Raw genomic sequence first — 23,146 nt, 5'->3', positions numbered from 1 at the left:
AATTGAACTTTACCATTATCCTTGAACATATAGATTCCGTTTACTTGTAAAGTAGTTTCTACATTGAAAAGCTATCATTTGGATTTTGCTGCCTTCATTGATATAGTTCGTCCAGCGATGGTAATTATATTTCTAGTCAATAGTTTGGATCGTTTTCAAGTAAACAACTATGGAGGAATGCTGGCGCTTTGCTGAACTGCAGATGCCATTGCTGGACAAAGGTGAAACTAAACCGTTTCTTAGCGAAAAAACATATTATCTGAAAAAATATAATGACAGACGTTGAAGAACATTAACGCTAGAACATAAGATTGTTTACTAGACATACTAAGATTTACGTATCCTTTTGCTTCCTTGACGAATTATGGATTGCGCGGACTGGCAGACCCGTCTATCCTGAGTAAAGAAAATGAACGGAACTTTGATATTAATCATTGTTCCCGATTTCTATCAGTGAGTAGATATATGGTAAATATGTGGAAAACTCTTTAGTTATGCATCTAGTCCTCCCCCAAAATTAAATCGGTCGAAAAACTATCTCAAAGATTTACCTGAGATTTTTCTAGATTTACTAACTAAATCAGTTAATCGACTAGAGAATCAAAATACATGGTAAAGCCCAAATATAATATGGCTTGTCATCTGACCATGGATGTGTAAATATGAAAATAACTTACAGTAGATCGAAAACCATTTCGAATGACAGCACCCTTCGCAAGCCAAAGGAGCGTTTTGGATGAGAAAAATTAAGAACGCTTTCACGAGATTGCCGATTCATCACAAAACCATTCTTCTCATCGGACTTCTGATGTTGATCAGCTTCACATTCTATGTATCTGTCCTGAGATACGTGTTCAACATTTATGACCGACAAATCTATGAGAAATCCTCACAGGTGCTTAATATGTCTTCGGTGGGCATCGAGAACCAGCTGCGTGAGATTTCCAATTTATCCTTTAAAGTCATGTCTGACGAACCACTACAGCAATACCTTCTCCAGTTGGAAAATGCCGAAACGGGATATGAGCAAAATGGCCTGCGCAAAAAAATCACCAACAGATTGGTGGCCTATGCAGGTTCAGAGAAATACGTCTATTCCATGATCTTTATCGATAATGATAATAATGTTATGGCGGCTGGAAACCGTGAAGGAATCTCGGAAGCAAAGCAAAGTGAATTGGTTGCTTTGGGACAGCAATATTCAGGCTCCAATGCCTGGTACACGGGTGGGACCAACAAGCCAGATTACTGTCGGTTAGACAGGTAAAGTCTTTTACCGGTGGAGCATTCACGCTGGAGAAGCTGGGCACCCTCGTTATTCGAGTACGGCTGGATCGGATTGTTCAGGACCAGATGCAGCATCCGGCAGAGGATTCACAGCTATTAATTACAGATGGCCGGGAAGTGATCTACCCGACAGAGTCGACTGTCAGCAAATCTGAAATTGAGTGTGAACTGAAGCGGACACAGCCTTATGGGATCGCCATGTTTGAGCAGGGTAGAAATTTTGTCGCCCGTGCACATTCTTCCTATACGGATTGGGTGTACCTGTACATGACGCCTTTTGACCAAATGTTTAAGCAGATCCAGTTTGTCAAACAGCTGGTGACTGTCATTTTTATCATGATATTCCTGGCGGCGCTTGTATTTGGAGCTAAGTTTTCGCGCAGTATTACACAGCCGATCGCCCAGTTGATCAAGAAAATGCGCAATATCGAAAAAGGGGATCTGGATAAGCTGGAGGAAGCAGCGCTTGGCAACGTTCCGGTATCTTCGCAGAATGAGGTTGGGTTGCTGCATCGCACGTTCAAGATGATGTTACAGCGCATACGCGAACTCATTGATGAGAATTATGCGAAACAGCTCGTGATACGAGAGACTGAATTGAAAGCGCTTCAGGCGCAGATTAATCCACATTTTCTGTACAACACACTGGAATCAATCAACTGGCTTGCGAAAGTGCAGAAGCAGCATCAAATCTCTAAAATGGTTGAGGCCCTTGGATTTCTGCTGCGAAGCTCCGTGAACATGTCCGAGAAGTGGATTACTTTGGAACGAGAAATGGAAATTGTCCGTAGTTATGTGACAATCCAGCACACGCGATTCGAGGAAAGGCTTGATTTTGACATGGACATTGCGCCCGAAGTGGGAACTGCGCGCATTCCGAAGTTAACGCTGCAGCCATTGGTGGAGAACGCCATCCATTATGCTCTGGAGCCAAGCATAGAACCTTGCCGTATTCGGATCAGAGCGAGAGCGGATGGGGACAACATTGTGATTGAGGTGGAGGACGATGGTCCAGGCATGACTCCCGAATTTCTGGAGCAATTGCAGGAGGGACGTATTCAGACGAGGGGACAGGGGATCGGACTGTCGAACATCAAGGAACGGATCAGGCTGACCTTCGGGGACGAAGGCGAAATGATCATGAGCAGCAATCCCGGATCAGGGACCGTAGTATCGATCAGAATACCTTGGATCAGAGAGGACGATGACGATGTACAAAGTGATGCTCGTAGATGATGAACGTGTCATTCTGGAGGGGATTTCGCAAGTCGTGGATTGGGCTGCAGCAGGAACGGAGCTGGTGGATACCGCGAGAAACGGGATTGAAGCGCTGGATAAGATCGGTCATTCCAGACCGGATATTATCATTACGGATATTTCCATGCCGGGTCTGGATGGTCTTGGATTAATTGAAAAGGCGTCCGAAGCTTACCCTGGACTCCGGTTTATCATGTTGTCTGGTTACAAAGAGTTCGAATATGCTCGCCGGGCCATGCAATATGGAGTGAAGCATTATCTGCTCAAACCGTGTAACGAGAACCAGATCCACGATGCCTTGTCCGAGCTGCTTCAGGAACACCAGGATGCCCAGGTGAAGGAACATGTGGCCGGAGAGATGAAACAGCGGCTGCAACGGGTACTCCCGCATGTGAAGGAGCAGTTCCTGCTGGAGTTTATGACGAACCAAACCTATGGTCCGGTTGATTTGGAGTATTACCAGGAGCTGTTTGAACTGGAGCTGGAGGATAGTGAAGTTCGGCTGCTGCTGTTCCGGATTGCAGATGAACATGATTATAGTCATTTATTTGCGATCAAAAACATCGCCAGTGATCTGCTGCCCCATGTTCTGTTAAGCACGACCATTGAAGGCAAACTGTTAATTTTGCTGGGGACTCTTCCGATCCGGTCGGTTTGAAGGAGAGCATTGAGGAAGTGCGGGCTGCTTTTACCAGACTGTATAAACTCGAAGTTACGGCTGCCCTTAGTGAGGCGGATCGAATGATTCAATCCAGGCGTTTGTTCCGTGAGGCTATGCAATGCCTGAACCACCGCTTTTTTATTGGCGAAGGCAAGCTGATTACCAAAAATGATCTGGCCCTGGCCGGGGAATGTGCTGGGGTACACGTTGAACAGGATGCAGAGCAGCTGTGCCAGTTGATTAAGTCAGGTAATACCGAAGAAGCTGCAGCGGAAGTGGATCGCCTCTTCGATCTTTTATCCGGTCAGCAGCTTGAAATTGGGATTACCCGTTCGTATGTGGTGCAGTTGTACTCCGCTATGATTCATGTCTGTCCACCTGAGGAGGCAACGGAATTCACTCAGCGTATGGCAGAGCTGCCCCATATCGATACCTTGTCTGGCTTAAAATCCTTTGTCGCAAGCAGCGCAGCCCGAATAACCTCCGGTTATTACAAAAACCACATTAGCCGTCAGTCTTCTGCCGTGGAGAAGATGATGGATATTGTAGACCGTCATTATGGCGAAGCTGATCTATCCCTTAACGGTGTCGCTCATCAGATGTTATATATGAACCCGGATTATTTAGGTAAAATTTTCAAAAAAGTAACCGGCGAGAACTTCTCCAATTATGTGAATCGTTTGCGCATTGAGCGTGCCTGCGAACATATTCGCAGAGGTGGGGATGTGAAGGTATTTGAGCTTGCCGAATTGTTTGGCTTCGGGGGAACTCGCAATATTTCAGTCAGGTATTCAAAAAGTGGACTGGCATGACACCTACCGAATTCCGCAGAACTGGCTTATAACAATAGACTGACGATCATGTAGTCGGAGTATGAGGGGGACGAACCGCACCGGGAGGGTGCAGTTGTCCTCCTCTGTTTTTTGAACCAACAAGACGGTTTTGTGTATTCAACTATGGTCTCACATTTGCGAAAATGACAATATAAAGTTTGTGAAAGCGTTATCAGAAAATGAAGGTAACTCATTCACACAACCATATCAACATAAAAGGGGAGATTGGCATGGTGAAAAAGGCAATATTCCTGATGATGGCGGCATTGCTGGTATTAACAACGGCATGCAGCAGCAGCGGAGGATCGGGCGAAACATCTGCGGATGGTTCGGTAACACTTCGTATCGCGTGGTGGGGATCGGATGCACGTCACGAGTATACACAGAAGGTCATTGACTTGTACAAAGAGAAGAACCCGAATGTCAAAATTGACGTGGAATATGCGTCGTTCGATGACTACTGGAAAAAGCTCGCTCCACAAGCTGCAGCGAATCAACTGCCGGACATTGTACAGATGGATATTTCCTACATCAGCCAATATGCACAGAACGGACAGCTCGAAGATCTGTCCCCATATCTCGGAAATCAGATCAAAGTGGACGATGTATCCGAGAACGTAATCAGCACAGGCATTATCAATGAAAAACAATATGGGGTACCTGCGGGTGTTAACGTACTGGGTTTCCAGTATGATCCGGCTCTGCTCAAAAAAGCGGGTGTGGATGCCTACCTGAAAATATGACCTGGGAATCGTATGAAGAGCTTGGCAAGCAAACGGCTGCCAAAGGACTTTTCCTGGATGGAGGCGTGGCGCCGGATATCTTCTTCCACTATTTCCTACGGACCAAAGGATTATCCCTGTACAATGCTGAAGGAACGGGTCTTGGCTATGATGACGACAAACTGTTCGTTGAGTTCTTCGGACTCATGCGCCGGATGATTGAGCAGGGCGCAGCGCCTTCGCCGGATCTGGCGAACCAAACCAAAGGTATTATCGAGGAATCCGACCTGGTCAAAGAAAAAGGAATTGGTGTATGGCAATGGTCCAACCAGTTTGTAGCCTTGCAGCAGGTAGCCAATCGTCCATTGGAGATTGCACCAATGCCTGGACCGGACATGGAAAAAGGTCTCTATATGCAGCCAAGTATGTACTGGGCTGTAACATCGAACTCGAAAGTGAAGGAAGAAGCAGCCAAATTCATCGATTTCTGGGTGAACGACGTGGAAGCAAACAAACTGATCAAGGGCGAACGCGGTGTGCCAATCTCGGGCAAAATCAAGGAAGCTATCGCTCCTGAGCTGAGTGATGCAACGAAACAGGTATTTGACTTCGTAGCGGCCATGGAGCCTAAAGCTTCGCCAATGAGCCCACCGCCGCCGGTAGGTTCGCCGGAAGTCATTGCTTCTCTGGCGGATGTTGTGGAGGAACTGAACTTTGGCAAGATTACACCGGAACAAGCAGCAGCGACATTCCGCAAAAATGCCGAAGCGGTTCTTGCCAACAATAAATAACAGTTGAATGATTGCTTGCTCATCCTATTACCGGGATGGATGGGAACGGGGGCTACTCGCATACTGCGAGGGCCTTTCCCCGTCCATGAGATCGAAGCGAAGGCTGTGGGAAGTAATCAGATCCATAAAGGAGGTTCGTTCCGTTGAGGCAATATTCGTCGTTGCGCAGAAACTTAACCGGGTATGCATTTATTAGTCCTTTTATCATCGGCTTTCTGGGCTTTACGCTCATTCCGATGTTTGTATCTCTATACATGTCGTTTACGAGTTATAATCTGTTCACTTCTCCACGGTGGATTGGGATGGACAACTACACCAAGATGTTCTTTGATGATCCGAAGTATTGGAACTCGGTTAAGGTAACGTTCCTGTACGTGTTCATTGGTGTGCCGCTAAGGCTGGTCTTTGCACTTTTCGTGGCCATGATCCTGAATACGGGCTCCCGCATGGTCGGAACGTACCGAACCTTGTACTACCTGCCATCCATTATCGGTGGTAGTGTGGCCGTGTCCATTATGTGGCGTAACCTTTTTAGTAATGAAGGTGTCATCAACAGCGCATTAACGGCAATCGGAATTGGGCCAATCAGCTGGTTTGGTGATCCGAATGCGTCCCTGGTTATGCTGATCTCGCTATCAGTTTGGCAGTTTGGATCTTCCATGCTCATCTTTCTGGCCGGTCTGAAAAATATCTCTCCCGAGATGTACGAAGCAGCAGGTGTGGATGGTGCCAATCCGGTACGCAAATTTTTTGGTATCACCTTACCGCTGCTCAGCCCAATCATTCTGTTTAACCTGATTATGCAGACTATCGGTGCATTCATGACCTTTGTACCTGCATATATCATTTCTAAAGGCGAGGGCGGGCCAATGGACGGTACCATGCTTTACTCGCTGTATCTGTTCCGTCAGGCCTTTATGTTTAACAACATGGGTTATGCTTCGGCCATGGCCTGGATCATGCTTATTATGATCGGTATACTCACAGTTGCGGTATTCCTGACATCCAAGTTCTGGGTGTTTTATGAATCCGAAGGAGGGAAGTAACGATGGTTTGGAGAAATGTGAAATGGCCTATCTATCATCTGTTCGTTGCAGCTTTGGCCCTCCTGATGCTCTATCCCGTGCTATGGATGCTGTTCAGCTCCTTCAAGGAAAGCCGCACCATCTTCGTGACTGCCGAGTCCCTGTTTCCTACAGAATGGATCTGGAGCAACTACGCGGATGGCTGGAAAGGTGCAGGCGGAAGACCGTTTATGGATTACATTACGAACTCTCTCGTTATTGTAGTCATTTCCACGATTGGTGCCGTGTTATCCTCATCGCTGATTGCCTTTGGTTTTGCGAGGCTCAACTTTAAAGGACGTAACTTCTGGTTTTCCCTGATGATGTTAACCCTGATGTTACCGCATGACGTTGTACTCGTACCCCAATATATTATCTTTACGAAGCTTGGCTGGTTGAATACCATTCTGCCGATTGTTGTACCTACATTCTTCGGGATGCCGTTCTTCATCTTCCTGATGGTTCAGTTCATTCGTACAATTCCGAAAGAGCTGGATGAGGCTGCTACTATTGATGGATGTAACAAGTTCAGACTGTATGTGCAGATTATTATGCCGCTAATCAAGTCATCACTCGCAACGGCAGCCATCTTCTCCTTCTACTGGAGATGGGAGGATCTGCTCGGTCCAGTGCTGTATCTGAACTCGCCGGATAAATATACCGTGTCGATGGCACTGAAAATGTTCCTGGATAGCGAATCTGCTTCCAACTGGGGTGCGATGTTCGCGATGTCCATTGTGAGTCTCGTACCCGTTGTAGCCGTGTTCTTTATTTTCCAAAAACAAATTGTACAGGGCATGAGCACCAGCGGATTGAAAGGATAAACGATATTCACTGGATCCTAACCTGGATTAGCACGTTGAAAAAGGAGGTTCTTCCTATTGAATAATGCTCAGGGGAGTCAGGCTGTTACCACGGAGGTAACGTTAGAGGGCGGTAAAGAATCCGTCACCCACTGGAAGTTCAATTTTGGACCGGACTCGGGTAGTTCGGGTGAGATTGAGGGTTATCTGAAAGTGTCTGCCAGCACCCTATATGAAGTACAGGGGGAATACGGTTTTGAATCCGGTTCCCTTGTGTATGAGAAGCAGCGGCAAAGTGAATATGGGATGGCTGACACCGGCAAGGAAAATGATAGAATACAAGGTCAGGCCAATGTGTCTGTCCCATTACGTTCAAGCTTTTGTATTCCGCTCAAGGCATCTTTCATCGTTGATGTACCCGATGGAACCTACCAAGTCTTGTTGATTGCAGGCGATGAATGGGCAGAGACGATTACCCGGGTCAAAGCCGGAGAGGGCAGACTGATGCTGCCGACCATTCGTGCCCTTCCTGGACAATGGGCAGAAGTACGATTCTCCGTTGTGGTCCGTGGTGGGAAGCTTAGATTATCGTTCTCCGGTCCCGCGCCACGGATCAATGCATTGGAGATCACGCTTGCGAATCAGACGATGACTGTATTTCTCGCTGGTGATTCTACCGTGACGGATCAGCCGGAGAGTGGATATCCATACTGTGGCTGGGGACAGCTGTTACCGGCTCAGTTCAAACATGATGTTGCTGTTGATAATCATGCCCAGTCTGGGCGCAGCTCCCGCAGCTTCATCAATGAGGGCAGACTGGATGCCATTCTGGAGAAGATGAAGCCGGAGGATTTTCTGTTTATTCAATTTGGACATAACGATGAGAAGCCGGGCCCTGACCGGGGAACGGAACCTTTCACAACATATAAGGAGTATCTGAAAAAGTATATTGATGCAGCCCGCGGAGCGAGTGCTCACCCGGTGCTGGTAACTCCGGTGCATCGGCGCTACTTCGCCGATGACGGCACATTGACCGACACGCATGGCGATTATATCATCGCCGTGCGTGAGCTGGCCGAAGAGGAAGGGGTACCGCTGATCGATCTGGCTGAGAGAAGCCGCATGTTGTTCGAGCAAGCGGGTGTTGAAGGCAGCAAGGAGGATTTCATGTGGGTGCTGCCGGGCGAGTACGTGAACTTCCCGGCAGGCGTGGAGGATAACACGCACTTTCAGGAGCGAGGTGCCCGTCGTCTCGCCATAGAGGTGGCAGAAGCCATCCGCGAGCTGCGATTGCAGCCGCTGCAAATGTATTTGAGGTAAGTAGCGAAGGAGGGCGGCATCGGAGCAGAGGGAGCGAAGCGTCCGCCTTTGGAGCGGGATTTCCCCTGCTGAGGGGGAATGAAAAAGAAATCCCGAGCCAACAGCGGCCCACAGCCCGATCCGCCCGTCGAAGCGTCTGCCCGCGATTAGCCTTTTTATTCAGCGAGTTAACGAAGTACACGAGCCTCTCGAAAAGTTGCCCCGCGAGCATAGCGAAGGCAATAAGCCTTTAAAAAGCCATGGCGAGCGTTGCAGCGAAGGAGGGCGGCATCGGAGCAGAGGGAGCGAAGCGTCCGCCTTTGGAGCGGGATTTCCCCTGCTGAGGGGGAATGAAAAGAAATCCCGAGCCAACAGCGGCCCACAGCCCGATCCGCCCGCCGAAGCGTCAGCCCCGTGAGTAGCCTTTTTATTCAGCGAGTTAATGAAATAACGAGCCTCTCGAAAAGTTGCCCCGCGAGCATAGCGAAGGCAATAAGCCTTTAAAAAGCCATGGCGAGCGTTGCAGCGAAGGAGGGCGGCATCGGAGCAGAGGGAGCGAAGCGTCCGCCTTTGGAGCGGGATTTCCCCTGCTGAGGGGGAATGAAAAGAAATCCCGAGCCAACAGCGGCCCACAGCCCGATCCGCCCGTCGAAGCGTCTGCCCGCGATTAGCCTTTTTATTCAGCGAGTTAACGAAGTACACGAGCCTCTCGAAAAGTTGCCCCGCGAGCATAGCGAAGGCAATAAGCCTTTAAAAAGCCATGGCGAGCGTTGCAGCGAAGGAGGGCGGAATCGGAGCAGAGGGAGCGAGGCGTCCGCGTTTGGAGCGGGATTTCCCCTGCTGAGGGGGAATGAAAAAGAAATCCCGAGCCAACAGCGGCCCACAGCCCGATCCGCCCGCCGAAGCGTCAGCCCCGTGAGTAGCCTTTTTATTCAGCGAGTTAACGAAGTACACGAGCCTCTCGAAAAGTTGCCCACCGAGCATAGCGAAGGCAATAAGTCTTTAAAAAGCCATGGCGAGCGTTGCAGCGAAGGAGGGCGGCATCGGAGCAGAGGGAGCGAAGCGTCCGCCTTTGGAGCGGGATTTCCCCTGCTGAGGGGAATGAAAAGAAATCCCGAGCCAACAGCGGCCCACAGCCCGTTCCGCCCGTCGAAGCGTCTGCCCCGCGATTAGCCTTTTTATTCAGCGAGTTAATGAAATAACGAGCATCTCGAAAAGTTGCCCCGCGAGCATAGCGAAGGCAATAAGCCTTTAAAAAGCCATGGCGAGCGTTGCAGCGAAGGAGGGCTGCATCGGAGCAGAGGGAGCGAAGCGTCCGCCTTTGGAGCGGGATTTCCCCTGCTGAGGGGGAATGAAAAGAAATCCCGAGCCAACAGCGGCCCACAGCCCGATCCGCCCGTCGAAGCGTCTGCCCCGCTAGCCCCCGCGTGTTTAACTAATTATTGCTTTGGCAAAGGAGGAAATTCATTGGAACAGGATCAGACGAACACTTCAGCACGTAAATCATCTTCCGCAGCGACGGGTCACACCTACTGGGTGATTCCCGATGGTTACATTCCACCGGACAGCTCAGGCTCTCTGGAGAGTCATGAGAGCATCTGTGTATTAAATACAGGCACAGTGGACGCACAGCTGCAAATAACGATCTACTTCGAAGACAGGGAACCGCTCGAAAACATCATGGCTGAGGTGCCTGCGCGGAGAACAAAACATATCCGGACAGCGTTGCTAAAATCGGATGAACAACTGATACCCCCGGGAGTACCCTATGCGATTACCGTCTCCAGCAATGTTCCAGTTATCGTCCAGTACAGTCGCCTGGATACAACTCAGCCTGAACTGGCACTCATGAGTGTTATGGCTTTTCCACTGAGATAACTTATGAATTATAAATAGCAAAGACGACCAGGAACCTGATGATGAACTACAGGCTGCTGATCGTCTTTTTGGGTTACTCATTGTATTTATACGTACTGGCATTAAGGATTTTCACATGAACTTCCACCTTTCCGAGTTTAAACCGCTCAAGTGGATTAGCCCGTTTATATACCTCTTGTCTCCATAAGGGGAGTTCATGGCGATAGAGGTGTTCCACAAAACCGTAGGAATCAATCTTGCGTGATTTGTTTTTTTCAAACGTATCGCGGATTTCGGACTCAATCTGTTTCTCCGCCTCCTTTTCCATGGCATGGGGAGACTGGTGAGAGTCATGATCCTCAATGATAGCGCTTTTAACCGAAGTAACCAGATCAAAGGTAACACCATTTCCTTCTTTCCTCGCCTTAATCTTGGTCTTCGGGTTATTAAGCCTAAGCGTCAGAGCCGGAGTTTTTTTTCCACTCCTGTATACGTATAACTGATATTGATAGACGTGGTCATAATTTACGAATCGTGTACCATCAGCGTCCTTGCCCGTCACCTTGCCTTGATTTTTACCGTTTGAAATGACATAAAACCCATCCATTCTAATCAGCGGGGGAGTTTTATCTCCGTTAAACCATGTCCGATTCTGATTAGTAATGGAAGGCAGAAGAATAACTGAAGCAGGCTCCCGAAATCCGTCAATGAGTTGATGAAGCCGGATGGGTTCATAACTGGAATGCTGCTTATACAGCTTCATCGGTTCAAACAGCTCAATGGTCTGGGCGGATTGGTTCAGCAAGGCAGAGGGAGTAAGTACATCTGTAATTTTATGATCTGTACCGTAGAGCCATGGGGTATATCTTAGTTGGCCTGAATGCAACAGGGTATTGAAGACATCCTCCAGCTTTCCATTCAACACATTTTCCGATAAGACAATCGCTTTTACATGGGTCCACAGCGTTTGTTGCTGAGAAGTTTGATACAGGTCGTCAATAGCCATACTCAGCGTTGTACCCTCACCCCGTCCGATCCAGATATCACTTGCTTCCCTTGAAGTTGGTCCATCCTGCTTGGCAATACTGGAGAAGTCAATCAGTTGCGCGTAAGCAATGTAGTGGTTGTCCACATAGTCTATCCCTACAGCCGTGATAAAGTTAATGCTCTGAACCTCTTTCGAATCCCAGCACCCGGTCAGCAGGATGAAGCAGCTTATAAACAAGCTAACCTTAGCCGTCCATCTTGTCACGGGCGTTTCCTCCGGCGAGTGGAATCCTGTGTATGGAGTACGGCCGGACGATTGGTCCGTTTCATGGAAGGAGGCATGGATACGGCTTGGGTGAAGTCACCGGGAATATAAGGTGAGACGGGTGAGAGATACGAGACGCCATAACACTCCAAGGATACGAGGTGCACCAGCAGACCGAATAGTCCAAGCATGAAACCGAATAATCCAAGGATGGAAGAAATAATAAGCATCCCAATCCGGACTTGAGCAGTAGCCCCGCTGAGCACGGTATTCACCAAAATATAGCTGGAGATAACCGAGATAGCCACCGTGACAATGATCGTGGGGAAGTAATTCCTGCTCGAATAGCTGCATCTCCGATAATAAGCCCGCCCACCACGCTGACGGTCTGTCCCAAGGCACGTGGAAGTCGGCGGCCAGCTTCATTAAATAGCTCGAACATAAATATCATTAAAAATGCTTCCAGCGTTACTGGCATGGGTAGACCCATCCGGGTACCTGAAATGGTTGCGAGCAGAGGCAGGGGGATCTGCTCCACATTGAAACTGGTCAGGCCGATATAAAAGCCAGGAAAGAAGCAGGCAATCAGTAATCCAGAAATGCGCAAAATTCGCTCAAAAGTAACAATAAAAAAAGGGGTACTCTCATCTTCGGGCGATTTCAGCTGATTGAATAGAGTGGTTGGAGCGATAATAGCTACTGGTGAACCTTCAATTAGAACAGCAAAGCGCCCATTTAATAGGGAGTCCACGACATAATCGGGTCGCTCCGTGTTATCCGTGAGCGGGAAGATGCTGCGAATTCCCCCCATAATCGCACGTTCCATAATGGAGGTACCGAGAAGGCCATCAATTTCAATTTGGTCGAGATTTTGGCGTGCTTCTTTCAGAATATCCGGGTTAATAATGTCTTTGACATACAACAGACCAATAGTGGTCTGGGTACGACCGCCTTTAACGTATTTCTCATAACACATGGAAGAGGTTTTCATTCGTTTGCGAACGAGGCCGATATTCACGGACAGCTCCTCAGTGAACCCATCCCGGGGCCCTTTAATCGATGACTCGATCGCCGATTCCTCAGGGTTTCTCCCAGGGATATTCGCAATATCCAGACTGCAGGACTGATCACCATTTCCGAAAACAAGCAGTAATTGTCCGCTAAAAATCAACAGGTTTAAGTTTTCTACATCTGTGAGATCATCTACCGGATTCAATGTTAATCCCAACTCTTTGGGGTGTGCTTCTTCTATGAACAGAGAATGCCGTTCCAGCCGCGGGATAATAAACTGATTGATTTGTTTGCCGTCGACCAGACCGTCGCAATAGAGCATGATCACCGACATATCGGTTGTGTCTTTGGCGGGAAAGGTCTGAATAACAACATCTGCACAGGGACTGAACTGCTCTTCGAAAGAGGCAAGCAGTGTTTCATGGGACGTGGTATCAATCGTTTGGTGCTCCATGATGTTTCCTCCTCTGATGGCGTGAACTGATGTATGCAACTGCTGTTGCAACCACCGCTAGTCCGCTCAGATACATGAGATTGAACGGGAATATGTATTGGACAAGCAGCCTTTCGAATGTCATATCATCCAGAGGATACAGCATGGAAAGAATAAATAAAACGCCAAGAATGGCACAACATAGGATCCTTCTGGAGGCGCTCTTAATATTCCAAATTTCTATTACAATATACATGGCGAGACTAATACGGGTAAAAGAACCGGCAAGCCACTGGTAAATGGAAAAGAAATCAGTCTGGGCAATATATTTGCCCAAGGAGGCAATGCGCCATTCTTCAAAGGCAGGATATCGCATTTTGGCAGCTTCAAAAGGGTCGAATTCCACGATAGCTCCAATAAGTGGGCCAAGTGTCAGCCCAAGAATAATTAGCGCGAGCATGAGGTACTGCCATACACGTATCTGCTTGGAGAGGTGAGGCTGTATGTACCAGATGAACAGCAGCTCAAACATGCCCGAAAGGCTGTAGACTGTGCCGTGGAGCACGGGGCGCCAGCCTTGTTCAAGCACGGGCAGCAGACGGCTGTAATCCTTGTATTGTGTATTAACGATAGCGACATAGAAGCCAAGCAGCACAACCAAGGGCAGGACTAATCCTGCTGTAAATGCCAGAGAACGTATTCCTTTATACGCCGCATAGGCACAGAGAGACATAAGAGCAATGCTTGTAACCAATATTGGCGTCTCTGTCAGGTAATTGGTTTTGGCCCAAGTGGTGGTATCATGCAGAGTAAGATAGATTACGGACAGAAAAAAGAGGCTGTTTACCACCCGAAACAGCAGCCCAAGAGGCTTGCCAAGATGGGAAGTCAGCCATTCATGCAGGGTTTGGTGCTGGAGAAAACGCGAGACATAGGCAAGCATTAAAGTGAATAAAAGATAAGGGCCTGCAGACAACAGAACGGATATCCATGCATCTCTTTTGGCTGCAGACAAAAGGGCAGGGATGATCAGGACGTGGCTGATCAGGCCGACAGATAACATTATTAACATCATGGCTTGCAAAAAAGAAGGCTGTGTTGGTTTCATGCTGAGGGGACCTCTTTTCCCAATGGACTGTTCTCAGCAGTGTTAACGTGATCAAGCCTTCTCATACTGTCAGTCGAAATAACGTATTCCCATCGCTTCACGAACCTCAAGCATCGTCTCACGGGCAGCCCGGCGGGCTTGACGTGTGCCTTCCACGAGGATCTCTTTCACTTCCTGCCCACGTTGTTCATAGTACTGTCGCCGTTCTCGAAAAGGGAGAGCAGCTCGTTAATTGCAATGCCCGCAATCTTCTTGCAATCCTTGCAACAGTTATAGGTAAATAAATAAAAAAAGCCTCGTCCTTCAGTCTGTTTCCCAGATGGGAACAGAATAGATGGACGAAGCTTATAATGCCCGTTTACAATTTTTCACATTGTTTCACGCTTTATCTGGAATGACCAGCCTGCGTTTTCTTCCGCTCATATTGGTGCCAAGTACACCGGCAATGATCAGCAGGGCTCCGATGAAGTGGTATCCATGCACTGGTTCATGCAATATCCAGGCTCCGCCAGCAATCGAAATGAGTGTGGACAAATTACTGAATACACTCATTCTGGAAGCTTCCAGATGAGTCAGGGCATAGCTCGCCAGAAGTGTGGAGAACATGGTGGAGAGGATGGCCAGATAAGCCAGTGCTCCCAAGTAAGAAGCATCTCCGAGTGGCTTCACATAATCCATCATGGTTCCCCCGAAGCATGACGAATCAGGGAAGCCGCGTTAAAGACTACAAATCCAACCATCAGGGTAACCCAGGTTAATTCCATCGGTTTGTATTTTTGGGCCAAGGGTCTTGCCAATACTCCATATCCTGCAAAACATACCGTGGAGAGCAGCAATAAAGCAATACCTTTGAAATTGCCTGCCGACATCCCGCTTCCTTTCATCAGGAAAATAAAGACTACACCAGCCACGGACAGCAGCAGGAACAGTTTTTGCATGATTGTTGTACGTTCCTTCAGAAAGATAGAGGCCAGCACAAGTGTAAATACGGGGGCCATGGCCTGAATAATGCCTGCTTCCGATGAGTTGGACGAGACGAGTCCGAATGCCTGAAAGGCAAAGAACAAAACAGGAGAGAGCAGTCCTAACGGAATGATACGCCACAGATCACGAAGAGTTAGCTTGATCTTGATCCATCCGAGAATGACAGGGATGCTGACTACGAGTAAAGACAAAGCAAAACGATGTGCAAGTACATCGATCGGATGTGCAACACTCACCGTCATTTTGACAAACAAAAAGGATAAACCAATAATGGCTGCATATAAAACAGCTGCTACATATGCGTATGTTCTAGACTGGGTATTATTGTTCATGGGGTTTCCTCCAATAAAATACGAATTTCTTTTCTTTTACAGCGGCGCATATGTTGCTGTGAACGCTGTCTGGCCTTATTCAATATACTGCCAGACAAAGAGTGGTACAATAGACAAAAACGTTTACTGTACCGGTACAATTAAGGTGAGACAGAAGTCGGAGGAAAGGCGGAATCCAATGAGGAAATACGAAATGATCGCCGAATCGCTAAAGAAATGGATACAGGATCAATTGCGGCAGCAAAACAGTGGACAATGGCAGGACAAAGGAATCAAGCTCCCAGCTGTACGTGTTCTGGCTGAGCAATATCAATGCAGTGTGAGTACAGCCATACGCGCATATGAGTGGCTGGAAGAGCGACATCTGGTCTACGCGGTGCCTCAGTCAGGGTATTATGCGGTACAGAATGGAGCCGAAGTGGAGGATGGAGAGTGGCAGGGCCCGCTGGATTTTGCTTCCGCAGCTCCTGACCCGCGGGTATTTCCTTATTCGGATTTTCGCCATTGTGTGGACCAGGCGATGGAGAAGAAGCAGGCGGACTTGTTTTTGTACGGAACCGAGAGGGGCTTGCCTTCCTTGATTGAATTGCTGCAGAAGCAATTCGCCGATTACCAGGTATTCGCCCGGAAAGAGCAGTTCTTTATTACGTCAGGGGTGCAGCAGGCACTGGCTGTGCTGGCGCTAATGCCTTTTCCGAATGGGAAAAAGAAGGTAATGCTGGAACTGCCGGGTTATCATAATATGCCTTCGCTTCTGAAAGGGCTGAATGTGCCGATTGCAGGTGTCAGACGCTCAATGGATGGCCTGGATTGGGACGCGCTCGAACGACAGTTCCGTGAAGGAGATATCAAATTTTTTTATGTCATGCCGCGTTTTCATAACCCGATTGGCACTTCTTTGACTGCAGCAGAGAAGAAGAGATTGATCCGGCTGGCGCAGCGTTACGATGTCTATCTGGTAGAGGATGATTTTTTGGCTGATCTGGAAGAGAACACGAAGCAGGACCCGTTAATGTCGTATGATACGGAAGGGCGGGTCATTTATCTGAAAAGTTACTCCAAAATCCTGTTTCCTGGCCTGCGGATTGGCGTGGCTATTCTGCCTGCAAGTCTTACTGCATCGTTTAGTACATACAAAAAAATGCTCGACATTGACACTGCGGTACTGTCCCAGGCTGCACTTGAGGTTTACATCCGTAACGGGATGTTTGCTCACCATGGTAAAGTCATCCGCAGCCGCTATGCTGCCCGGATGAACAAATTGTATCAACAGCTTAATGCTTTCCCGGACTTTGCTCCATTTGCACAGGCGCCGCGTACAGGCGGGAGCATACGGTTCTTCCACTGCCTAAGGATATGCCGCTCAGGGTCTTGCTGTCTCGTTTGGATCAACGGGGAGTTATTGCCGATACAACAGAACGATATTATCCGGAAGGTGCACAGGGGATACTTCAGGATAAAATGCTGCGGTTAAACATATCCAATGTACCCAAGCAGCGAATCAAGGAAGGGATGCGGATTATCCGTGAGGAGATAGCGAAACTGCAAAAGGCGTCCACACAAGCGGAATAATCGCTCGTGGGACGCCTTATTTCATGTGATAATTTCTATATGCTTGCAAAAGTGCTCGCTCTGGTGCGATGTGGGAATGGTTAGATGACTGATTACTCCTGAGCCATAGCTTTGAAGGAAGCTTCAGCAGCTTCCAATGTTTCTTGAACATCCTTGTCCGTATGTGCTGTGGTCAGGAACCAGGCTTCATATTTCGAAGGAGCCAGATTAATGCCACGATTCAGCATATGACGGAAGAAGAAGCGAACAGTTCACCATCGGTATCCTGTGCTTGATCATAGTTCGTAACCGGATGGTCACAGAAGTGGGTGGAGAAGGCACCACGAATTCGGTTGATGGTTAAAGCAATGCCATACCGATCTGCAGAAGCCTGAAGGCCTGCTGTCAGGTCGATAGCTAGACGCTCCATCTCCGCATATATACCTTCGCCTTGCAGAACTTCAAGACAAGCGATACCGGCAGAGATAGACGCAGGGTTACCAGCCATCGTTCCGGCTTGATAGGCTGGGCCGAGTGGAGCAACCTGCTCCATGACCTGTTTGCGACCACCGTAAGCACCGATCGGCAGACCGCCGCCAATGATTTTGCCAAGTGCCGTCAGATCCGGTTCAATCTCGGCATGGTTGTCTAGTCCCGCGTACGTCTGTGTAGAGCCGTAGTGGAAACGGAAGGCTGTAATTACCTCGTCATAAATGACCAGCGAGCCGTTGTCCCGAGTCATGGCACAGAGTCCTTCGAGGAAGCCTGGCTCCGGCATAACCATCCCGAAATTGCCCACAATCGGTTCAACCATGACCGCAGCGACATCATCGCCCCAACGCTCGAGAGCTGCTTTCAGGCTATCTAGATCGTTGAAAGGTACTGTGATAACTTCGTGTGCGATACTCGTGGGAATGCCGGCACTATCCGGAATACCCAACGTGGAAGGCCCCGAACCTGCTGCCACAAGGACCAGGTCGGAGTGACCGTGGTAACATCCGGCAAATTTCACAATCTTGTTACGTTTGGTATAGGCACGTGCAACACGGATCGTGGTCATGACCGCTTCTGTACCGGAGTTTACAAAACGAACCTTGTCCATGGAAGGAATGGCCTCTTTCAGCATTTTGGCAAGCCGGATCTCAAGCTCTGTTGGTGTGCCGTACAGGACACCATTCGCTGCTGCTTCAGTAATGGCCTTGGTTATATGGGGGTGAGCATGCCCTGTAACAATCGGGCCGTACGCCGCGAGATAATCGATATATCGGTTGTCATCGACATCCCAGAAGTGCGCGCCTTGCGCCTTTTTCATAAATACAGGTGCACCGCCGCCTACAGCTTTGAACGAGCGGGAGGGACTGTTTACACCTCCTACAATATGTTGAAGGGCTTCTTCGTATAAAATTTCGGAACGGGTACGTGATGGATTCATTAGATAACTTCCTTTCGTATTAGATAAACAAAACACAGCGAGAGGGCAGCATATGGGCTGCCCTCTGCGTGTTACACTTCTTTACTGTGCGGGTTGCTTGGTATCTAGCTCGTCACCACTTGCCGTTTTGTCTTCGGCTCCGGTAGTGCTGCCTTCTTCTTGAGCAGGAGGATGAATGATATCTTGAATATATTGCTTAAGTTTTTCTTCATTGGTTACCGACAGCACCTCAGCTCCGCCTGGTGTACGCTCTTCCTTGAGCATTTTCATTGGCGGAATTTGCTCGCTGCCGTTCATGCTGCTCTGATATCCGAGTCCGCCCAGCTTCCACATGTCGGAGAGGGTCAGATTGGTATCTACATAAGGATTGACTTCTTCCAGAATGGAAGGCAGCTTGGCAATCGTTGTCGTTGACTGCATTTTCGCTGCTACAGCTTTGAGAAATTCACGCTGCCGCTCAGAGCGGGCATAATCCGACATGGCATCATGACGGAAACGAACGTACATGAGAGCTGTATCGCCATCCAAATGCTGGTAGCCTTTTTTAGATCAATATCGTATTCGTTATTGTCCGCTTTACTTGTATAATGCATGTCCTTCTCTACGTCAAAATCCACACCGCCAACAGCATCAACCAATTTGATGAATCCCTGGAAATCGGTGTACACATAATACTGGATAGGGATACCCAGCAAGTCTCCTGCAGCTTTCATTGCCACGTTGGGGCCATGGGTAATGGCGGTATTGATTCGTTCCTTGCCGTACCCGTCAATATTGACGTATGTGTCGCGCAGAATGGAGAATAAATTGATTTTTTTGGTGAGTGGGTCAAGCGAAACGACCATCATGCTGTCAGAACGGGGAACTTCCCCTTCTCCAGCCCGCGGGCATCGACACCCATAACGAGAATATTGACCGTTTCGGTGCCTTCCCATTTTGGAGGGTCTGGTGTACTTACTTTTCAACATTTTCGATACCGGCAAACGGCGATTTGTCGCCTTCCTTTTGCAAGCCATTCAACTGATTGAGAATAGAACCGAAATAAAATGCCGCAGCGCCTCCAACAATCAGCACGAAGGCGGCAAGAGAAATCCAAATGGTTCTCTTCGTCTTTCTGGTCATGCTAGCTCTCCTTTGTATTCAAAATAAATGAAGATGATTCCAATTTGATATAGCCCGGGCTTTCCGTACACGACATTTCTGTGAGATGCAACAGAGGACGCGGCCTCAGACTATTTTTTTAAAGCTTGCTGAAATTTGACTGATACTATTATAATTTCTTTTTGGGCTACAAGCAATTTCAACAAAATCCAAGTGAGGTATAATCATGCTGGCGATTGATGTCAAAGATTTGCGCAAGTCGTTTAGCGTCCAGAAAAGCCGAGGAGGGCTCAAGGGCGCATTCCAAGACCTGTTTGCACGTCAATACCAGGAGGTATTGGCTGTAAATGATATTTCATTTCAGATTCCGCAGGGCGAAATATGCGGATATATTGGGGAGAACGGTGCCGGTAAATCAACAACGATCAAGATGTTGACCGGCATTTTGGTGCCTACTTCAGGGCAGATATCGGTTGGTGGATATGTTCCGTATCAGGAACGTGAGAAGTTTGTACAGAATATTGGTGTCGTATTTGGTCAACGCAGCCAACTATGGTGGGATATCGGTGTCATTGAGTCCTTCCATCTGCTGCGCAAGGTGTATCGTGTAGGTGAGGTCGATTTTCGCAAACGTCTGGATGAACTGGTTGAGCGGTTACAGCTTCAGGATCTGCTGAATCGTCCGGTTCGTAAGCTCAGTCTTGGACAGCGTATGCGCTGTGAACTGGTCGCTGCACTGCTGCACAATCCGGATATTGTTTTCCTGGATGAGCCAACCATTGGTCTGGATATTGTCGTGAAATCGGAAATTCGTGAATTCCTGAAAGACATGAACAAGGAACACGGAACAACCATTTTGCTGACTACCCATGATCTGCAGGACATCGAAGCGTTATGCTCAAGAGTTATTATGCTCGATGCAGGCAATATCATTTATGATGGCGGTTTGGATCATCTGAAGTCCCAGTGGGGCAAGGAACGAGAAATCCGATTCAAGTTCGGCACGGGTCACACCATGGAGCAAATGCTGGAATGGACTGCTGCACTGCCTGTTCGCTGGACGGTGGAGAATGAACTGTCCGCATCGGTCTGGATTCCACTTGAACTCAATGTGTCGGATGTGCTTGGGCGTGTTGTTGGACAGGCAGATATTACCGATATTCAGATTATTGAGATTAACACGGATGAGATCGTGCGCAGTATTTACCAATCCGGTTCCGCTGAGCGTCCCGAGATTGTGGGAGCCGGGAACGGAACGGTGGGTGTATCCTAAGATGAATAGTGCATTTTTTGATTTTATGCGCATCCGGTTCCTGACGATGCTTGCATACCGGGTGAATTATTATTCCGGCATTTTGATATATACGCTGAATATCGGCGTGTATTACTTTACCTGGCAAGCCATTTACGGCAGTAGTGGTGAACTAGGCGGTTTTACGGCAGCTCAGATGACGACTTATGTGGCGGTATCGTGGATGGCGCGTGCGTTTTATTTTAACAACCTGGACCGGGAAATAGCCACAGACATTCGGGATGGCTCCATTGCCATTCAATTTATAAGACCGATCAATTATGTCATGGTCAAAATGATGCAGGGTCTGGGTGAAGGGATTTTCCGTTTCCTGCTGCTCATGATTCCGGGAATGCTCATTGCCATTCTGTTGTTCCCGGTTGAACTGCCCACGGCGCCGTCCGCGTGGATTGGTTTTCTGGTCATGCTGTTCTTCAGTTTCCTGATTAACTCCCAGATTAATGTCATTACGGGACTGGCCGCATTCTTTGTGGAAAACAATGAGGGCATGATGCGCATGAAACGCGTCGTGGTTGATCTGTTCTCCGGTCTGATTATCCCAATCAGCCTCTATCCGGGCTGGATGTCCGCAGTGATGAAAGTATTGCCTTTTCAGGCCATTACCTATCTGCCCGGCTCCGTCTTCACCGGAAGAGTGGAAGGCACTGGCATCTGGAGTGTACTCGGCATTCAGGTGTTCTGGTTTGTCATACTGCTCATTCCGATGATGCTGATCTGGCGTCAGGCGCGCAAGCGTCTGTTCGTGCAAGGAGGGTAACCAAGTGTACTATTTGGGTCTGATCTGGGAATATTTAAAAAATTACATGAAAACACGTCTCACATACCGCGCCGACTTTTGGGTCGAGATCCTTTCGGATTTGCTGTTCCAGGCAACCAATCTGATCTTCATCTTTGTGGTTTTCCGACATACTGATAATTTGGGTGGCTGGAGTGAGAGTGAAGTCCTTTTTGTCTATGGATATTTTATGGTGCCTTACGGCATCTTCAGTTGCTTTATCAATCTATGGGGATTCAGTGAACGATATATCGTCAAAGGTGAGATGGATCGCATATTGACCCGGCCTGCGCATAACCTGTTCCAGATTTTACTTGAAAATGTGGACCCGCCGCACTCGTTGGTTCATTTATTGGCCTAATCATTATGGGCATTAGTGGTGCGGAGATGGGGCTTGGATTGGAGTGGTGGCATATTCCGGCCCTCATTATTCTTGCTCTGAGTTCCGTGTTAATCTATGCAGGAATCTATATCACTTTAACGTCATTGTCTTTCTATTCGGACGCGCCTACAGGCATCCTGCCATTAATGTACAACATTCAGGGATATGGACGTTATCCGGTAACCATCTATAACCGTGCAATTCAGGTGCTATTAACGTGGGTCATTCCGTTTGCCTTTGTGGGCATTTATCCCGCAGCCCTGTTCCTGGAACGAACGGAAATGCATCGTATGGCGATGCTGACACCTGTGATGGGGTTAGCGTTTGGTTCCATGGGCCTTCTGCTCTGGAATTATGGCGTGAAGAAGTATCGCGGAGCGGGATCATAACGGAACCACTTTTTACGAAAGCATAGACGAAAGGAGGAAATGAGATGACATTAACCGAAGGAAAGTTGGCACCAGACTTCGAGCTTCCGTCCAGTACGGGAGAGACGGTGAAGCTCTCGGATTATCGCGGACAGCGGGTGTTGATTTATTTTTACCCGAAGGATATGACTTCGTCCTGCACCCAGCAGGCATGTGATTTCCGTGATCGTCATGAGGAGTTTGAGGGGTTAAATACAGTTATTCTGGGGATTAGTGTTGATCCGATGAAGCAGCACGACAAATTCATTGCCAAATACGGCTTGCCATTCATCTTGCTGTCAGACGAAGAACATCAGGTTGCCGAGCAATACGGCGTATGGCAGCTCAAGAAGTTGTATGGCAAGGAATATATGGGGATGGTACGCTCCACGTTCCTCATTGATGAAGAGGGTGTCCTTCTGAAGTCGTGGTCGAAAGTGAGAGTCAAAGGACATATTGAAGCTGCGCTGGAAGCGGTAAGGGAGTTATAAA

At 48.3% G+C, this 23,146-nt stretch carries 10 protein-coding genes and 8 pseudogenes; 12 read left to right on the top strand and 6 right to left on the bottom strand.

Going from position 1 to position 23,146, the window contains the following annotated elements; all coding sequences use genetic code 11:
- Positions 1 to 736 precede the first annotated feature (736 nt).
- The 7 genes and pseudogenes from ACTWJ7_RS31820 to ACTWJ7_RS31790 all read left to right on the top strand — a co-directional run bounded on the left by ACTWJ7_RS31820 (position 737) and on the right by ACTWJ7_RS31790 (position 10,595).
- A pseudogene (locus ACTWJ7_RS31820) lies at positions 737 to 2,523 on the top strand (histidine kinase).
- Positions 2,498 to 4,049, top strand: a pseudogene (locus ACTWJ7_RS31815) (response regulator transcription factor). Before ACTWJ7_RS31820 ends, ACTWJ7_RS31815 begins: the two co-directional pseudogenes overlap by 26 nt.
- A 219-nt stretch (positions 4,050 to 4,268) precedes the next feature.
- Positions 4,269 to 5,551, top strand: a pseudogene (locus tag ACTWJ7_RS31810) (ABC transporter substrate-binding protein).
- Between the two features lie 143 nt (positions 5,552 to 5,694).
- Positions 5,695 to 6,597: a carbohydrate ABC transporter permease gene (locus tag ACTWJ7_RS31805; RefSeq protein WP_024633027.1), complete on the top strand. Its 903-nt coding sequence runs from the start codon at positions 5,695 to 5,697 to the stop codon at positions 6,595 to 6,597.
- A gap of 2 nt (positions 6,598 to 6,599) precedes the next feature.
- Positions 6,600 to 7,439 carry a carbohydrate ABC transporter permease gene (locus ACTWJ7_RS31800; protein ID WP_024633028.1) on the top strand — a complete coding sequence of 280 codons (840 nt, stop codon included), beginning with the start codon at positions 6,600 to 6,602 and terminating at the stop codon, positions 7,437 to 7,439.
- Positions 7,440 to 7,613: 174 nt separating this feature from the next.
- Positions 7,614 to 8,738, top strand: a complete 1,125-nt coding sequence (locus ACTWJ7_RS31795; RefSeq protein WP_301882605.1) for a rhamnogalacturonan acetylesterase — start codon at positions 7,614 to 7,616, stop codon at positions 8,736 to 8,738.
- A gap of 1,446 nt (positions 8,739 to 10,184) precedes the next feature.
- Positions 10,185 to 10,595 (top strand): sensory rhodopsin transducer, encoded by a 411-nt coding sequence (locus ACTWJ7_RS31790; protein ID WP_301882542.1) that lies wholly within the window; start codon positions 10,185 to 10,187, stop codon positions 10,593 to 10,595.
- A gap of 73 nt (positions 10,596 to 10,668) precedes the next feature.
- Here the strand turns inward: ACTWJ7_RS31790 and ACTWJ7_RS31785 are convergent, their stop codons facing one another.
- The 4 genes and pseudogenes from ACTWJ7_RS31785 to ACTWJ7_RS31770 form a co-directional block, all read right to left on the bottom strand.
- Positions 10,669 to 11,826, bottom strand: a complete 1,158-nt coding sequence (locus tag ACTWJ7_RS31785; RefSeq protein ID WP_179132624.1) for a Ger(x)C family spore germination protein — start codon at positions 11,824 to 11,826, stop codon at positions 10,669 to 10,671.
- Positions 11,823 to 13,291, bottom strand: a pseudogene (locus ACTWJ7_RS31780) (spore germination protein). Before ACTWJ7_RS31780 ends, ACTWJ7_RS31785 begins: the two are co-directional and overlap by 4 nt.
- On the bottom strand, positions 13,272 to 14,378 hold the full coding sequence (locus ACTWJ7_RS31775; protein ID WP_301882545.1) for a GerAB/ArcD/ProY family transporter: 1,107 nt from the start codon (positions 14,376 to 14,378) through the stop codon (positions 13,272 to 13,274). The pseudogene ACTWJ7_RS31780 and the gene ACTWJ7_RS31775 overlap by 20 nt, the downstream one beginning before the upstream one ends.
- Before the next feature lie 378 nt (positions 14,379 to 14,756).
- Positions 14,757 to 15,694 (bottom strand): annotated as a pseudogene (locus tag ACTWJ7_RS31770) (DMT family transporter).
- A gap of 178 nt (positions 15,695 to 15,872) precedes the next feature.
- On the opposite strand from ACTWJ7_RS31770, the gene ACTWJ7_RS31765 reads away from it, so the two are divergent.
- Positions 15,873 to 17,168: an aminotransferase-like domain-containing protein gene (locus ACTWJ7_RS31765; RefSeq protein WP_443146229.1), complete on the top strand. Its 1,296-nt coding sequence runs from the start codon at positions 15,873 to 15,875 to the stop codon at positions 17,166 to 17,168.
- 190 nt (positions 17,169 to 17,358) lie between these two features.
- On the opposite strand, the pseudogene ACTWJ7_RS31760 reads toward ACTWJ7_RS31765, so the two are convergent.
- Positions 17,359 to 18,677 (bottom strand): annotated as a pseudogene (locus tag ACTWJ7_RS31760) (glutamate-1-semialdehyde 2,1-aminomutase).
- 81 nt (positions 18,678 to 18,758) lie between these two features.
- Positions 18,759 to 19,799 (bottom strand): annotated as a pseudogene (locus ACTWJ7_RS31755) (LCP family protein).
- A gap of 205 nt (positions 19,800 to 20,004) precedes the next feature.
- On the opposite strand from ACTWJ7_RS31755, the gene ACTWJ7_RS31750 reads away from it, so the two are divergent.
- From ACTWJ7_RS31750 to bcp, 4 genes and pseudogenes are all read left to right on the top strand, one after another.
- On the top strand, positions 20,005 to 21,051 hold the full coding sequence (locus tag ACTWJ7_RS31750) for an ABC transporter ATP-binding protein (RefSeq protein WP_024630762.1): 1,047 nt from the start codon (positions 20,005 to 20,007) through the stop codon (positions 21,049 to 21,051).
- 1 nt (position 21,052) lies between these two features.
- Entirely contained in the window at positions 21,053 to 21,847 is a 795-nt protein-coding gene (locus ACTWJ7_RS31745; RefSeq protein WP_024630763.1) for an ABC transporter permease, read from the top strand.
- 46 nt (positions 21,848 to 21,893) lie between these two features.
- Positions 21,894 to 22,636 (top strand): annotated as a pseudogene (locus ACTWJ7_RS31740) (ABC transporter permease).
- A 44-nt stretch (positions 22,637 to 22,680) separates the two neighbouring features.
- Positions 22,681 to 23,145: a thioredoxin-dependent thiol peroxidase gene (bcp, locus tag ACTWJ7_RS31735; RefSeq protein ID WP_285080760.1), complete on the top strand. Its 465-nt coding sequence runs from the start codon at positions 22,681 to 22,683 to the stop codon at positions 23,143 to 23,145.
- Position 23,146: the final 1 nt, after the last annotated feature.

This window comes from Paenibacillus sp. 1A_MP2 (assembly GCF_052244825.1).
Classification (GTDB): Bacteria; Bacillota; Bacilli; order Paenibacillales; family Paenibacillaceae; genus Paenibacillus; species Paenibacillus vandeheii.
Note: the sequence above shows the minus strand (reverse complement) of the source record. Positions and strands in the feature narration are given on the sequence as shown.